Below are 14166 nucleotides of genomic sequence, written 5' to 3' on the forward strand. Positions count from 1 at the left end.
GCTCCTGGTCTGTTGCAAGCCGTTGGGCCAGACAGAAAGTGATAGTAATTCGCCAGGCTTTTGCGATCAACGCCAGGAGGAAGTTGCAAGGGTTGGCTCAGGGTAGGGTTCGTAACTCAGGCGATCGAGGAATGTGAATCCCTCGCCGGTGACAGAGATTGAGATCTTGGCTCCGAACTCAACATTGCAACGAGCTTTCCCGCGGACCATCGGTCTGATATGGGCCTGGCAGAGGCTGATGATGCGATCTGGGATGCTTCTGCTGTCTGCGTGATGGAGAATGGTCTGATGGCGGACCAGCTCGCTGATTACCAGCAACTTCTGATAGATATGCCCTCGGGCGGTCAGAAGGCAGCCACCACAAGCGACCAGGGCGTCGATGCTCGAGAGATTTCGCTTGAGGTGGCCAAGCTGCTACTTGATGGCCTTGCGGATCTAGTTGATACGGTTTTTTTTCTTCTGCTGCTTCGAAGAAGCCTTCGGCTAGGGCTACAGCAAAAAACTGCTGCCTGGCCTGTTTGCGGTGGGTACGAGGCTTATGGCCAAAGCTTTGTCTAACCTGAGGAGCATCGCATCAATCAGGATCTCAGTCACCTCCCTCGCTTCATTGAGCAGTGATAGATCTGTTGGATGAAAGATATCTACAGGTGCACAGGTGGCAGCGATCAAAAGTGAACCCTGATTCGGCTGCTTCTGCGAGGATGGTTTTGACCGGACTGCAGGATTGGTCAATCCACCACCACTGCCATTGTCATCGCCTTGGCCCTGGGAATCGGATGAGCGAATCACCTTGAGGCCATGGCGCACAATCAGTTCGTTGCAGTCGTTGACTAGCGATTACGGTAGGCGCTTCCGGAAATAGACCATCATCAATGGATCAAACGGTGCCGAATACTGGAATGCTTCCAGGCCGATGAAGAGCTGGAGATATGGACTCTCCTTGATCTGCTCAACCAGCTCTTCATCCGTGAGCCCGAGGCATGCCTTGATGATCAAGGCACCCAGTGCCATGCGAAAGGGTTTTGCCGGTGCTGCAAAGCCCTTGCAGAATTGCGCGGCATAGTCGTCCTCCAGCTCATCCCATGGGATCAGCTCAGCCAGCTTGATCGAGCGATTGTCACCAGAGAGTTTGCCGCCGAAAGGCAGGAAGTGGTCCTCAAACGAGAGCTGATGACGATGCTCACGCCTGTACATGTGGAAAACTCCGGACCACTTTTGGGCTCAAATCGGCCCGTTTGCGCACATTTTACCGTCAAAAAGAGCTTAAAGTCATTGCGCTGCAGTGGGTCTGGCTTTATTCAGGAAGCCCCATGTAACCCTGGATCGGCGATCAGTTTGCGGCCGACGCAACGGGAGAGCGTCTCAGCAAAACCATCGCTGCAGAGCCCAAGAAGCAGCTCTCGGGTGGACGGTCCAAAGCATTCCCAGCGATGCAGAGTTTTCTTGTGCTCGAGTGGGTTGTCGTAACTGACCCACTCGCAGGCGTCGTCACTGGGGAATTCGGCTTCCACGCTCCTGGCCAGTGAATCGGGCAACACCTGATCAATCAAGGTGCGGGGAAAGGGTTGAGTTGAGCGTGAGGGAAGCAGTGGAAAGCCTCCCTGAGGCGATCCTCGGGAATGGGGGGGGCATGTTGAAGTGATATCTCGATGATGTTGTCCCGGTTATGATGTAGTTGGCTTCATGTCCGGAGTGCTTTGACGGCGGGCGTTACGGGCGAGGGTGATGAATATTTGCGGCCACCAGGTCAGGCGTTGGTGCCAGGGCAGCTGGTAACGCGAGCAGAAGCAGTGCCACTGGCATTGTTTGGCCTGCCAGCGCTGCCAGGCCAGTCGGATCGATGCTCTGCGACGCCCGCGGCTATCGCTGCTGTTGTTGCAATGGCGGCGATGAGCCAGCAGCTGGTCTGGGCAGGCAAGCAGTTCACCGCTGTGCCGCGCCACCAGGGCCAGCCAACTGTCGTGAAACACCGCTGCCGCCGGAATCGGCAGCGCCCGTTGCAGCAGTGCCCGATTCACCAACACTGTGCAGCCGGTGACCTGGTTGTGCTGAGCCAGGCTCACCAGTCCGGGCGGCGTCCCCTGGCAGCGGTGCGATTGCCACAAGCTGCCGGCCAGGCGATGACCGTTGGCATCGATGAGCTGGGCATCGGAGTGCAGCAGCAAGGGCGTGCCTGAGCCGTGGCGTGTCTCGGCGTCTTGCAGCAGGCGCAGGCCGGTGGCGAGTCGCTCGGGGAACCAGAGGTCGTCTTGATCGCAGAGGGCCACATAGGGGGCACGGCTGGCCAGGAGCAGCTGATTGAAGGCGGCGGTGGGGCCGAGCCGCTGGGGCTGATCGCACACTGGGCTGATCCGTTCCAGCCAACCAGGACACCGGCATTGCCAGCGCTGCAGGATCGCTGGCGTGTCATCGCAGGAGCTGTCGTCGCACACCAACACCCGGTCGGGGCGTCGATGCTGCCTCCAGAGACTCTCCAGCTGTGCATCGAGAAATGCGGCTCCGTTGCAGGTGGCCAGCACCACCTCCAGCGTCAGCGTCTCCGGGATCACCACCACTGCAGGCCCCATTTGCGGAAATAGAGCCAGGCGCTGTGCAGATTCACGAGGGTGAGCCGCCAGTTGGTGTAGCTGCCTCGGCCCCAGTGATGCCAGACGGTGGCGATGGGCAGATTTACGGTGGGGCCGTGTGCAGCCAGGCGGCGGGTGATATCGGCATCTTCGAAGTAGAGAAAAAAGCGCGGATCGAAGCCGCCGATCCGTTCCACGGTCGCGCCGCGCATCAGCAGACAACAGCCGCTGAGGTAGGTGGAGCGGAACACCTGGTCGTAGGAGTGATCACGCATGGTGAACCAGTGGTCGTAGCGCCGCAGGCGCCGTGGTTTGAGGCGACGGGGGATGAAGCGACGGCTGATCAGGGCCAGCAGGGTGGGGTTGCGCTTGCAGAGAAACTGGCGCTGGCCATCGGGAAAGCGCAGCTGGGGTATGGCGGCGGTAACGTCGGGATGGTGCTCAAGCCATGCCAGGAGCGATTCCAGGCTGCCCGGGGCCCAGGAGAGATCGGTGTTGAGCACGGCCACCAGCGGCGGCACGCCGTGGTGAGCGCACCACTGCTGCCAGAGCTGGTTGAAGGCGCGGCCGTAGCCCGGATTGGCCTGCTGCACCAGGGTCATGCCGGCCCCTGGCAGCAGCTGCTCCACCGCTTCGCCGGGGCGATGATCATTGACCACCACGGCATAGGCCACATCGGCGGCCAGGGCGTTGAGGCAGCTGCTCAACCGCTGCACATGCTCGGCGGGAGGGTGATGCGCCACCAGCACCAACAGAGCGCGCACAGAAATGCCTGCTGCAGGAGGCACGTCAACGCATGGTGCGGACGGCATCCAGGCTCTGGTTGAAACGGCTGAACAGCAACTGCAGAACAGTGCGCTGTTGCAGTTTGATCTGGGCGTTGAGGGCCATGCCCGGTTGCAGCCCGAAGCGTCGGTCACGCACGCTCAGGCTCTGGGCGCTGAGATCGAGGCTGATCGGGAAATTGGGGTAGTCGTATTCCTGCGACGGCGGCAAAGCATCCTCACTCACCTGGGTGACCGTGGCGGGCAAGGTGCCGTAGAGCGATTTGTCGTAGGCGCTGAAGGCGATCTCGGCGCTTTGGCCCGGACGAATGAAGGCCAGATCTTTGTTCGGAGCGAACACCTGGGCCTGGAGTTCGTCGTTGGGCACCAATTTGAGCAGTGGTTCATTGCCATTCGCCACCTGGCCGGTCTGGGCCTGGAGGTCGATCACGGTGCCATTCACCGGAGCCCGAAGGGTGACGAGATCCAGTTTCGAGCGCGCATCCACCAGATCGGCCCTGAGCTGGGCCTGGGTGCGTTCGGACGCGAAGGCGAGCGTCTGTTGCTCCTGGCGGGCTTCCGCCAATTCTCGCCGGGTGGCCTCGAGCTGACGCTCCTTTTCAATCACCTGGAGCTGGGAGCTTCCTCCGTCGGCCGCCAACTGCCGCAAGGGGGCCAGCAGCCGCTCGTCGATCGCCAGCTGGCGATCGAGTCCGCGGATCCGCTCATTCAATCGGGCCTGGGCGGATTGTTGGCGACGGGTTTCCGCCTCCAGCTCACTGCGCAGTTCGGCCACATCGCTGCGTTGCACCCGAGGATCCAGAACGACCAACGCCTGGCCCGACTCGACGCGCTGGCCATTGTTCACCAGCACTTCTCGCACCACGCCCCGCTCCGGTGTGGTGAGTTCCTGTGTGCTGCGCCGCGTCACCAGCTTGCCCGGCACATCCACGATCTGATCCACTTTCACCACCGCTGCAGCCGTGACCACGGTGAGCGTGAGCACCGACAGGGTGCCGGCCAGCACCAGGGGCAGCATGGGAGAGGGCCGACTCTCCAGCCGAAGGGCTTCATCCTGATTGGTTTGGCTTGCGGCCGGCAGGGGCCGTCCTGGCAGTTGGGGCTGGCGCATGATCAGGCGGAGCGGAGAGGTTGTTGCTGGCCGGCCATGGTGGCGAAGGCGCCAGCGCGGGCCATCAGCTCCTCCCAGGACCCATCCTCGAGGATCACACCCTGATCCATCAGCAGGATGCGATCGGCGTCGCGCAGAGTGCCTACTCGATGGGTGACCAGCAGGATGGTGCGACCGCTGAAGCGTTGGCGTAGGCGCTGAAGCAGCAGATGCTCAGTGGTGGGATCCAGGGCGGAGGTGGCCTCATCGAGGATCACCAGATTCGGGTTCTGCAACACCATCCGCGCGATGGCAATGCGTTGCTTCTGCCCACCGGACAGACCACCGCCGCGTTCGCCCACCCGGGTGTTGTAGCCGTCGGGTAGCTGCATGATGAACTCGTGGGCACAGGCCACCTGGGCGGCTTCCACCACCGCTTCATAGGGAGCATCGGGCAGGTTCAGGCGCAGGTTGTCCAGCACGGTGCCATCGAACAGGATTGACTCCTGGGGCACAAAGCCCACTTGGCGGCGCAAGCTGCCGGTCTGCACCTTGCTGATGTCGATGCCATCGATGAACATCCGGCCTTCCTGCGGTTGGTAAAGGCCGTCGAGCAGCTGCACCACGGTGCTTTTGCCGCTGCCACTGCTCCCCACCAGGCCCACCGTGCTGCCTGCAGCGATGTGCAATGTGAAATCGTCGAGTTGGCGACGCCCGTCAAGGTTGTAGGAAAAGGCGACCCGCTCGATATCGATCCGACCCTGGATCGGTGGCAGGGGCAGCCGATTGGCGCTGCTGATCGATTCCTCCGGCTGCTGTCCCAGCACATCGGCGAGGGCATCCATGGCGGCGCGGGCATCGCGGTATTGATTGGCAATCGTGGAGAGATTGAGCATCGGTTGCACAATTCCATTGGAGAGGATGAACACCGCAAAGAGGGCACCGACGGAGCCGTTGCCGCTCACCACCAGCCAGCCGCCCACCATGAACAGGGCCACGCGATTGGCATTCGCCACCGCCTCATTCAGTTCACTCACCGTGACGCGGGTTTTCGTGAGCCGGAAATCTTCTCCGGTGAAGCGGCGATAGCGCTCAAGCCATTGCCAACGCGCTTGGCTGGCGAAGTTCTGGCTTTTCACCGTCCGGATCGCGGTGAGCACCTCCACCAGGAACCCCTGGGCCCGTCCCCAGGCCTGATTGCGGCGGGTGAGCAGCCGTTTGAGTGGATCGCGTCCGGCTCGATTGATCAAGAGCAGGATCGGCACCTGAATCAACACCACGGCGCCGAGCACGGGCGAGAGCCAGAAGAGAACGATCGCCACCATGGGCATGAACAGCAGATCGAGGCTGCTGCTCACGGCCGTGTTGGTGAGAAAGTTGCGCACGCGCTGCAGGTCATAGAGGCGGCTGGCGAGATCCCCCACCGTGCGCCGATCGAAGAATTTGAGCGGTAACCGAAAGAGGTGCCCCACGATCTGGCTGCCGAGGCGGGTGTCGATCCGGTCGGAAAGATCGGAGAGCAGAAATTCCTTGAGCAAACCCAACACCGCCATCACGGCGATCGCCAGGCCCATCACCACGCCGATGGGCCAGAGCAGGGAGAGATTGCGACTGCCCACCACCACATCGATGATTTGCAGCACCGCCAGCGGAAACACCAGCGACAGCAGTTTGTCGACGAAGCCGGTGAGCACCAGCAGCCCCATCTGGGGCCGATAGGGCTGCATCACCGTCCAGAACCAGTTGAGGTCGAACCGGGTGGCCTGGGCGTCGTCGGCGGCTGATTCGGCCGGGCGCACCAGCATCAGCTTCAGGCCTTCATCGCCCAGTTGCCGCAGCTCCTGCAGGCTGAGTGTGATCAGTCCACGACTGGGATCGGCCACCACCAAGCCCCGCGCACCAGCCTCTTCGACGAGAAGAAAGCGCTCGCCGTAGCGGATCAGGGCGGGGGGCTCGATCCGGTGCAGGTGCTGGGCGGGAGCGGTGAGGGGTCTCACTTCCAGGCCCAGGCTTTCGAGGATCTGGCCGAGATGGAGCAGGGAAATGCCCCCCAGCCGGGTGTCGCAATCGAGCAGCACCTGCTCCACCGAATCGCGAGGAAAGGGGAAGCGATAGCGCTGCGCCAGACGGCGCAGACAGATCATGGCGGTGTCCAGTGGCGTGTCGCCCCTTTCGCGCAGGGGGGGCAACACCCGGTGGGCTTGGCTCAGGCCGAGCTCCCCAGGATCGATCGGAGCGGGGAGATCACCGGCGTCTTCGGCCTGCTGCCAGAGCTCATCCGGTGCTCGGCCGGCGTTGCGTTCCGGTGCGTCCGTCCGCCCGCTGCGGGCCTGCAGGGCTTCATCGAGGGCGGCGCGTTGGATGCCGAGCAGACGAGGGCCCAGGGGAAGATCGCGGTCGGCGCCGCTGGGACGCCATTGGTCGATCGAATCGCCCAGGCGTGCCTCCGGGCCGAGCGGTGCACTGGGCAGCCAAAGCCAGGAATCATCGAGATCACCGGCTTGGCGAAGGGCATCGCCGCTGAGCAATTGCAAGGCACCAGGACGCCAGAGTTCAGCCAGTAGTCCGGGCAGATCGTCGTAACGCTGAGGCTGGCGGGCAACCCAGGCCAGCAGCAGCTGGGCCAGCTCACTGCGGTCTGGTTCTATGCAGCCCTGCTGCAACACCGCTTCATCGGGCAGCAAGCGCAGGAATTGCTTTGCGGGCAGTGCCGCCACCAGGGTGGACTCCATGGCGATCGCGGCTTCACAGGGAAGGCCGCGCACCAGGCCACACCAGCCGAGGGCATCGCCGCTGCCGAGGCGAGCCAGGGTGAAGGGTCCGCTGCTGGGATCGTCGCCGATCAGGCGCACCGCACCTTCGGCGATGAACATCACCTGGTGCGGGAGGCGATCGGCCTGCAGCAAGGGTTGGCCTGTGCGGTAGCGCAACCACTGCAGATGGGAGCGCTGGGAGGCGAGAACGCTCTGTAACGGAACCGGAAGGGAGCTGGCGTTCTGACTCATGGCAAGGGGATCAAACAGCGGGATCCCGGCTCGGGGTTGGTTGCGCGGAGTGTGGCGATCGCCTCCGTGAGCCATTGACGGTGCAGGCGAAGCATGAGCTCCTTGCAGGTGGTGCCATCGAACTGTGCCGGCTGACGACTGTCCAGCCGCAGCACAATGAAGCGTCCGCCTGGTAAACGCAAGGGTGGTTGGACAACGCCTGGTTGCGCCCTGAGGGCGAGCCGATCGAGGGGTGGTTGCAGATCCTCGACACGTAAAGGTCCAAGGTGGCCGCCACTGTCGCGGCTGTTGCCGAGAGACTGTGGTGCCAGCTCTGCGAAGGAAGCATCACCCTCTTGCAACTTGAAGAACCATTCCTGGGCGAGGTGGGCATCATCAATCTGGAGCACCGACAGACAGACGCGATCCAGTTGGGGGCCCAGCTCAAGAAAGAGTTCGTGGGCCTTTGGTTCGAAATGCTGGGGTTGCCAGGTGGCTAAGGGGTTGCCCTCCGCCACAATGGTCTCGATGCGTCGTCCGAGCCAGACGGACAGTAGATCAGTGGTCTCTAGAGCCTCAATCACTGCCTCACAGGGCCACTCGAGCCAGTGATGCGATGCTTCGGAGGTGGCAGGGAGTGAAGTCATGACGCACAAGCCACCCGAGCAGGCTCAACTCGACGCACTCTGGCGTGAAGTGAACAAGGCCATCACGGACAGGGCCTGGCCGGAAGCAGAAGGTCTGCTGTTGCGATACCTGCAGCTTGTTCCACAAGCTGCTCTTGAGTTGTGGGACGTCTTAGCTTACGTCGACCTGATGCAGGGCGACTACAGGCGTTGTTTGCAGGTGTTGCAGCCCTGGGCAGACCATCCCAGCCGTAACTTCTGGCTGCAGCACAAGCTCGGCGATGCCCATCGCGGGCTGAATCAGTTGCCGCAGGCGGAGGCCTGTTACCGCCAGAGCCTGGTGGATGGCTCCGATAGCCCGCTCACGATCCGCAACCTGTTGCAGGTGCTCGATGGTTTAGATCCTGGGCGAGCGGTGCGTGAAGTGCAGCAGTGGTTGGTGGATGCAGCAGCATTCCCATCAGCGGCGGCCTGGGAGGGCGCCCGCCAGGCGGCGGTGCTGGTGCCGGGGCTGGCCTTGGCGGAGCAGTTGCGGCGTTGCGGCCAGGCGGATGCGGCCTGCCGGCGGCGTTTGTTGGATGCTGCCGCCTATCGACTCGACCTCTCTCGGCTTGCTGCGCTGTTGCAGGAGGCTTCGGCCAGCGCAGCGGGTTTGAGTGCTTGGGAAGGGGCGTTGCAACAGCGGCTTCGCCGTCTGCAGCTCTGGCCGGTCACGCTGCCGACGCCGGCAGGTCGAGCAACCAGCGCCCCAGGCGCTGACGCACAATTCCGCTCAGCCGCTCCTGGCTGAGTCGTTCCCGCACCCTCTGCTGGCCGCGCCGTCCAAGCGCAGCGGCGGCGCTGGGATCTTCGGCCAGTTGCCGCATGGCCGCGGCTGCGGCCTGGAGATCCGGTTCGGCCCAGAGCGCCCCGGTCTGGTAGTCGCCAGCGCTGCGCGTGAGGATTTGCCGTTGCCAGGGGATCAGCAGGGCGCTGCCTGGTGGCATGAACTCCAGGTTGCCGGAGTAGCCGGTGGCGATGGTGGGCATGCCCAGGGCCATCGCTTCAGCGAGGGTGAGCCCGAAGCCCTCAGCGCGGTGCAGGCTCACCAGGGCATCGGCGTGTTGATACAGGGCATCGAGCTTGTTCTGGGGCAACAACTGCTCGAGCCAGCGGATGCGGCGATCACCGGCACTGATGGCCTTCAGGGCTGCAGCTTGCTCGGGGAACTGCTCGGCACTGCTGGCTTTGATCAGCAACTGCACTGAGGGGCCACCCCGTTCCGCTTGGGGAAAGGCGCTCTGGAAGGCCTGGATCACGCCGGCGGGATTTTTGCGCTCGGTCGTGCTCCAGTAATCGAACAGGCTGAGGAAGGTGAAGGGGCGGGCTGCGGCCTGCTGCCGCCAGCGTCGTCTGGCTTCTGATCGGGCCTGGAGGTGGGGCCAGTCGGGGAGGTGGGGCACGGCGACCACCGGCACCGGGCTGCGTTGGGCCAGGGCCTGGGCGGTGAAGGCGCTCGGACACCAGATTTCCTGGTAACCCGAGAAGAACCGTTCCCAGCCGGCTGGGAAGCACTCCAGCTCCCAGGCCCAGTAGCCGATGCGCAGGGGCGCTTTCAGGGGGTGCGCTTCCAGCAGCTCCGGAGTGCTGGCGAGGATGTTGGGGTTGGTGTGCACCAGATCCACATGCACTGGTTGGGCGTGCCTGGGCGCTGGTGGCGGCTCCAGCTCCCGAATCGCAGCATGGCTGGCCAAGGGCAGATCCACCAGCTCCAAGTCGCAACCACAGGCCTGGAGGATCCGGGCGGTGGCACTGGCCCCACCGGCCAGGCCGAAACCGGCCCGCAGATGGCCATAGAACCGGATCCGCATCGAAACAGCCGAGGAGGCAACACCTGATAATTCCCCCATGATCACGCAGTCAGCCCTCTCCGCAGCGCAGCAGCGCCGGCGCGACTTGCATCTGCATCGGTTGCAGGATTGCGCTGAGGCTCGTGCGTTTGCTAGCGCGGTGGCTGAAGCGATCGGGCTGCCCCTCACCCAGCTGCATGCGCATGTGGGCCCCTATCCCCTGTTCCAACTAGGTGCCGACAACACAACGGCAACGCACCAGCGCTTCTATACCCAGCATGCGCATCAGCGAATTCAATATCTGAATCTGTGTCGGCGGGTGATCAGGGATCTCATTGGCGAACCGTGCTACGTGCAGGCCATTCCCACCTATCGCTTCGGGTTGCCGGGGAACCGCTGGGTGGGCAGCTTTCACCGCGATTCCGATTTCGGCCACAGCGGTTACGAACTGAACGCGATCTGCGCGCTCACGCCCATGCCCGCCAGTGCGGCCTTGCATGTGGAACAGACCGCCGGCGCCCACGATTTCGCACCGATGGAACTGGAGGCCGGTGAGGTGATTCTGTTCGACCATATCGATCGCCTCCATGGCTGCCCGCTCAACCGGGAGGGAGTGTCGGTGGCGAGTATTGATTTCCGCTTTGTGCCGGTGCGCTTCGCCGAGGAGGCCTTTCGTGATGCCGCCAGCAGCATCAACACCGGCATCGCCTTTCTGCCTGGGCATTACTTCACGGCGGAGCCGCTCTGATGGGCGTCCGGGTGCGGCTGAAACAGGAAGTGCGCCGCGGCTTGCAGCAGGGGCAGGGCCAGTGGCAGCGCTGGACCGCCCCGCTGCATCGGGGCCGGGAGCAACGCCAGCTGGCAGCGATTCAAAGCCTTCGTCGGGTGCAGGAGCTGCAGTTGCCGGTGAGCTGGCAACGGGGGGAGCGCCGCTGGGTGCTGTTTTCGCACTACCACCCCAAAGGATGGCTGCAGCGCTGCATTCGCCGCGAGCTTCAGGATCTGCGCGCCCATGGTTGGGCGGTGTTGCTGCTCAGCGACCGGCTGGATGGGGCAGCCCTGGATTGGTGCCGGCAGCAGGATGTTGGCTGGTTGCGGCGCCTGAACCAGGGCCGGGATTTCGGCGCCTTTCAGGACGGCTGGCTTGCGCTACAAGCCCAGGGGCTCTGGACCGAGTGTGAGCGCTTGTTGCTGTTGAACGACAGCGTGTATCCGGTGGCGGACCTGGCGGCGAGCAGCTGGCCACGCTTTCTGGAGGGTGCGGCGGAGGCGGTGCTGGGCTTTAGCGACTCGTTTCAGAACGGCTATCACCTGCAGAGCTATGGCCTGCACCTGCCGGGATCGGTGCTGCAACACCCCTGGTGGGATGCCTATTGGCGCCAGTATCCCGGTTGGGGCGGCATGACGGTGGCGATCCGAGAGGGGGAGATCGGGCTGTCGCAGCTGTTGATGGATCAGGGTGTGGCGCTGCAGGCTCTGCATCCGGTGAGCCGCCTGCGGGCTCAGATCGCCAGCGCCGAGCTGTTGGAGCAACTGCAGCGCCACTGCTCGCGGGAGGCGGCGGTGTGGATCCAGCAGCAACTGCTGGCCACCGGACTCAGTTCGCTGAATTTCCATTCGCCGGCCCATTACTGGGCGATTCCTCTCTTGCTGGATGGCTGCCCGTTCCTGAAGCGTTGGTTGCTGGAGAGCAACGAGGAGCAGATGCTCGACCCCCTGCTGGTGGCAGGCGGTGCGGCGTCTCTGGTGGATCCGGAGGAGCTGGCCGATTACCTGCGCCCGCCGATCATCGGCTTTGCCGGTTAAAGCCAGCGGATCACGGCCATGCGGCGACGGTCGAGGCGGGCCAGCAGCAGCAGCACAAGCAGCACCTGGCCGAGCAGCACGAGACATTCCAGGACCCAGTGGGGTTGCCCGAGGAAGGGATCGCGGGCGAGCCGCACCCAGGCATAGAGCGGGTTGAGGTCGCTGACCCAGCCGAGGGCACCGAGGCTGCGGCGATAGAACAGGATCGGTGAGGCCAGGAACCCGATCTGCAGCAGCACGGGCATGAGCTGGTGGATGTCGGCAACACTCACGGCGATCGGAGCGATCAGCAGGGTGAGCCAGAGGCAACCTAGGAGCAGGTTGAGGAGGCCGAGCCAGCCGCCCTGGAGCAGATGAAGCCAGAGCTGGGGTTCGAGGAATCCCATCACCAGCAGCACCGCCGTGAGGGCGATCAGCAGGGCCAGGCTGGTGGTGAGCCACTCCTCCAGCACCACCACCCCCACCGGCAACGGTTGGTTGAGCAGGCGCTCCCGCGCCCGTTCGAGCACGGTGCAGCTGCTGTTGATCGCGGTGGAGAGGGTGTTCCAGCTCACCAAGCCCAGGGCCACATACACCCAGTAGGCACTCCAGTCGTCGATGCCCGTGAGCGTGCCGTAGATCGTGCCGAGCACCGCCATGCTGATCAGGGTGGAAAGGCCGATCCAGCTGCTGCCGAGCAGGGTGCGGGCGAACTGCATGCGGATGCGCAGCCAGGCCCCGTAGGCGAGGGCGGGGAGCAGGGGCCGGTAGCTGGCGAGCAGTCGCATCAGTTCAGTTGTCCTTTGTAGAGCTGCAGGGCGCGGAAGAGGCTGCCGTCATACACGAGCCGGCCCCGCTCCAGGATCAGGCCACGCGTGCAGTAGCGACGCAACAGATCCTCCGAGTGGGACGCGAGCACCAGCGTGCCGGCCGCCTCGATGAAGCGATCCAGATGGCTGCGGGCCTTGCGTTGAAACCACTGGTCGCCGGCGACGAGGCCCTCATCAAGGGCGAGCCCCTGCACATCGCGAAAGGTGATCAGGGCAAACGACAAGCGGGTGCGCATGCCCAGCGACCAGGTTTTGATCGGTGTGGCCAGAGCATCGCCGAGTTCGGTGAAGGCTTCAATCGCAGCGCGGTAGTCGTCCCAGCTCTGGCTGGCGGCGCGATAGAGGCGATGGCTGAAGCGTGCCAATTGCAGGCCGGTGAGTTCCTGCGAGAAGCCCAGCGATTGCTCGATCACCGGCGCCAGCGGCGGCCCATCCCGCCTGATTCGTCCGGCGGTGGGGCTGTAGATGCCCCCGAGCAAACGCAGCAGCGTGGTTTTGCCGCTGCCGTTGTGGCCCAACAGCCCGATGCGCTCGCCATGGCCGATCACCAGATCGAGATGGTCGAGGGCAAGGGGGCGTAGACCGCTGGGCCCCTGGGGCTGCAGCAACTGCTTGAGCGAGCGGCGGTCATTGCGGCCGCGCAGGTCGATGCACACCTGATCAAGGCGCACATAGGCCGGTTCAGTGGCCTGCATCGATGGATGACGCTGCTCCAGCTGGTGCAGATCATCGGCGCCGAGCAGGCCGTTGGTGGTCTCGCTGCCACGCCGTTCTTCGGCGAGAAGCCGGCCCAGCTGCTCGCGACGCCGGGCCTCCAGGGCGAGCAGCTGTTGGCTCAGCGCCGGGGTGTGATCGAGGAGATCGCTCACCTCGGCCAGCACAGCATCGGGCACGGCGGCCAGGCAGGCGGCGGCACCGAGGGCCGCATGGAAGCGACGGGCCAGGTCAAGCCAGGCCTGGGGCACCCCTTCCAGCTCGGCGGGTGGCTGGGGCAAGCGACAGCAGACCAGCGGCCGATCCGGTGTGGCCGCAAGCCGCAGGCCGGAAGCCTGCAACACCGCCAGGGCCGGTTGCAATTCGGCGTCTGGATCAGCGATCAGGCGCTCAAAGTTGAGCAGGGGCCAATGGCCCACGCGGGGATGATGTTGACGGCACTGCACCAGATCGAGGTTGTATCGCAGCCAGAGGGCGAGGGCCTTCAGGGGCGGCATGTCGTCGCGGTAGCCGATCGAGGCAACCACGGCGGCTGGATCACGCACGATGGCAAGGCCGTGGTGGAGCCAGTGGGATCCCAGCGCGGCCGACACCAGCGGCAAGGTGCGGCAGAGGCGTGGATCCTTGAGGGCAAGGGCTGGTCGGGCCGTGTCGCCGGGAGACGGGGTCGCAGCTGTGCACCAGCTCTCCAGCAGGCGGCGCGTTTCCCGCGCCAGGCCAGCCTGCAGGCCAGCGTCGTTGGCCTCGGTGATCGCGAGGGGCCAGCTGCCATCCCACTGGCAGCCATTCGCTGCCAGCCAGGCCTCGTTGAGGGCCACCAGATCGGCGGATTCCTGGAAGCCGTCGGGATTGTCGGCGGCGGGCGGCAGCAGATTGGGGGGCAACTGCACGCCGTGGCGCTCGAGGGCCCGCACACAAATAGATGTCCCACTGCGGTGCATACCGAGCACCCACAG

Annotated in this window: 12 protein-coding genes and 1 pseudogene; 3 read left to right on the forward strand and 10 right to left on the reverse strand. The window is 64.2% G+C overall.

Annotated features, from left to right (window positions below; genetic code table 11):
- Window positions 1-96: 96 nt before the first annotated feature.
- From H0O21_RS13345 to H0O21_RS04485, 7 genes and pseudogenes are all read right to left on the reverse strand, one after another.
- Window positions 97-1194: pseudogene (locus tag H0O21_RS13345) on the reverse strand (transposase); the annotation flags it as partial.
- A 104-nt stretch (window positions 1195-1298) separates the two neighbouring features.
- A complete protein-coding gene (locus H0O21_RS04460; RefSeq protein ID WP_185190537.1) occupies window positions 1299-1535 on the reverse strand; it encodes a hypothetical protein in 237 nt (78 codons plus the stop codon).
- 129 nt (window positions 1536-1664) lie between these two features.
- Window positions 1665-2567: a glycosyltransferase gene (locus tag H0O21_RS04465; RefSeq protein WP_185190538.1), complete on the reverse strand. Its 903-nt coding sequence runs from the start codon at window positions 2565-2567 to the stop codon at window positions 1665-1667.
- The gene (locus H0O21_RS04470) at window positions 2546-3379 is read right to left on the reverse strand and encodes a glycosyltransferase (RefSeq protein WP_185190539.1); all 834 of its coding nucleotides are present in this window, start codon (window positions 3377-3379) and stop codon (window positions 2546-2548) included. Before H0O21_RS04470 ends, H0O21_RS04465 begins: the two co-directional genes overlap by 22 nt.
- The gene (locus H0O21_RS04475; RefSeq protein ID WP_185190540.1) at window positions 3357-4463 is read right to left on the reverse strand and encodes an HlyD family secretion protein; all 1107 of its coding nucleotides are present in this window, start codon (window positions 4461-4463) and stop codon (window positions 3357-3359) included. Before H0O21_RS04475 ends, H0O21_RS04470 begins: the two co-directional genes overlap by 23 nt.
- Window positions 4464-4465: 2 nt before the next feature.
- Entirely contained in the window at window positions 4466-7447 is a 2982-nt protein-coding gene (locus tag H0O21_RS04480; protein ID WP_185190541.1) for a peptidase domain-containing ABC transporter, read from the reverse strand.
- Window positions 7444-8073, reverse strand: a complete 630-nt coding sequence (locus H0O21_RS04485; protein WP_185190542.1) for a peptidylprolyl isomerase — start codon at window positions 8071-8073, stop codon at window positions 7444-7446. The genes H0O21_RS04480 and H0O21_RS04485 overlap by 4 nt, the downstream gene beginning before the upstream one ends.
- Here H0O21_RS04485 and H0O21_RS04490 point away from each other — a divergent pair.
- A complete protein-coding gene (locus tag H0O21_RS04490) occupies window positions 8072-8842 on the forward strand; it encodes a hypothetical protein (RefSeq protein ID WP_185190543.1) in 771 nt (256 codons plus the stop codon). The genes H0O21_RS04485 and H0O21_RS04490 overlap by 2 nt on opposite strands.
- Here the strand turns inward: H0O21_RS04490 and H0O21_RS04495 are convergent.
- A complete protein-coding gene (locus H0O21_RS04495; RefSeq protein ID WP_185190544.1) occupies window positions 8763-9902 on the reverse strand; it encodes a glycosyltransferase family 4 protein in 1140 nt (379 codons plus the stop codon). The genes H0O21_RS04490 and H0O21_RS04495 overlap by 80 nt on opposite strands.
- A gap of 37 nt (window positions 9903-9939) precedes the next feature.
- Here H0O21_RS04495 and H0O21_RS04500 point away from each other — a divergent pair, with 37 nt between their 5' ends.
- Both H0O21_RS04500 and H0O21_RS04505 read left to right on the forward strand, forming a co-directional pair.
- Window positions 9940-10629 (forward strand): hypothetical protein, encoded by a 690-nt coding sequence (locus H0O21_RS04500; protein WP_185190545.1) that lies wholly within the window; start codon window positions 9940-9942, stop codon window positions 10627-10629.
- A complete protein-coding gene (locus H0O21_RS04505; RefSeq protein ID WP_185190546.1) occupies window positions 10629-11687 on the forward strand; it encodes a hypothetical protein in 1059 nt (352 codons plus the stop codon). Before H0O21_RS04500 ends, H0O21_RS04505 begins: the two co-directional genes overlap by 1 nt.
- Here the strand turns inward: H0O21_RS04505 and H0O21_RS04510 are convergent.
- Together H0O21_RS04510 and H0O21_RS04515 are read right to left on the reverse strand one after the other, a co-directional pair.
- Window positions 11684-12454, reverse strand: coding sequence for an ABC transporter permease (locus H0O21_RS04510; RefSeq protein WP_185190547.1), 771 nt, complete (start codon window positions 12452-12454; stop codon window positions 11684-11686). The two genes, H0O21_RS04505 and H0O21_RS04510, sit on opposite strands and share 4 nt — an antisense overlap.
- Window positions 12454-14124 (reverse strand): ATP-binding cassette domain-containing protein, encoded by a 1671-nt coding sequence (locus tag H0O21_RS04515; RefSeq protein ID WP_185190548.1) that lies wholly within the window; start codon window positions 14122-14124, stop codon window positions 12454-12456. The genes H0O21_RS04510 and H0O21_RS04515 overlap by 1 nt, the downstream gene beginning before the upstream one ends.
- Window positions 14125-14166: the final 42 nt, after the last annotated feature.

This window comes from Synechococcus sp. HK01-R, assembly GCF_014217855.1.
Taxonomy (GTDB): domain Bacteria; phylum Cyanobacteriota; class Cyanobacteriia; order PCC-6307; family Cyanobiaceae; genus Synechococcus_C.

Excerpts from the sequence above, each read along its gene's own strand:
- H0O21_RS04465 (WP_185190538.1), bottom strand. The coding sequence starts at position 2,567 with ATGGGGCCTGCAGTGGTGGTGATCCCGGAGACGCTGACGCTGGAGGTG.
- H0O21_RS04470 (WP_185190539.1), bottom strand. The coding sequence starts at position 3,379 with ATGCCGTCCGCACCATGCGTTGACGTGCCTCCTGCAGCAGGCATTTCT.
- H0O21_RS04475 (WP_185190540.1), bottom strand. The coding sequence starts at position 4,463 with ATGCGCCAGCCCCAACTGCCAGGACGGCCCCTGCCGGCCGCAAGCCAA.
- H0O21_RS04480 (WP_185190541.1), bottom strand. The coding sequence starts at position 7,447 with ATGAGTCAGAACGCCAGCTCCCTTCCGGTTCCGTTACAGAGCGTTCTC.
- H0O21_RS04490 (WP_185190543.1), top strand. The coding sequence starts at position 8,072 with ATGACGCACAAGCCACCCGAGCAGGCTCAACTCGACGCACTCTGGCGT.
- H0O21_RS04485 (WP_185190542.1), bottom strand. The coding sequence starts at position 8,073 with ATGACTTCACTCCCTGCCACCTCCGAAGCATCGCATCACTGGCTCGAG.
- H0O21_RS04495 (WP_185190544.1), bottom strand. The coding sequence starts at position 9,902 with ATGCGGATCCGGTTCTATGGCCATCTGCGGGCCGGTTTCGGCCTGGCC.
- H0O21_RS04500 (WP_185190545.1), top strand. The coding sequence starts at position 9,940 with ATGATCACGCAGTCAGCCCTCTCCGCAGCGCAGCAGCGCCGGCGCGAC.
- H0O21_RS04505 (WP_185190546.1), top strand. The coding sequence starts at position 10,629 with ATGGGCGTCCGGGTGCGGCTGAAACAGGAAGTGCGCCGCGGCTTGCAG.
- H0O21_RS04510 (WP_185190547.1), bottom strand. The coding sequence starts at position 12,454 with ATGCGACTGCTCGCCAGCTACCGGCCCCTGCTCCCCGCCCTCGCCTAC.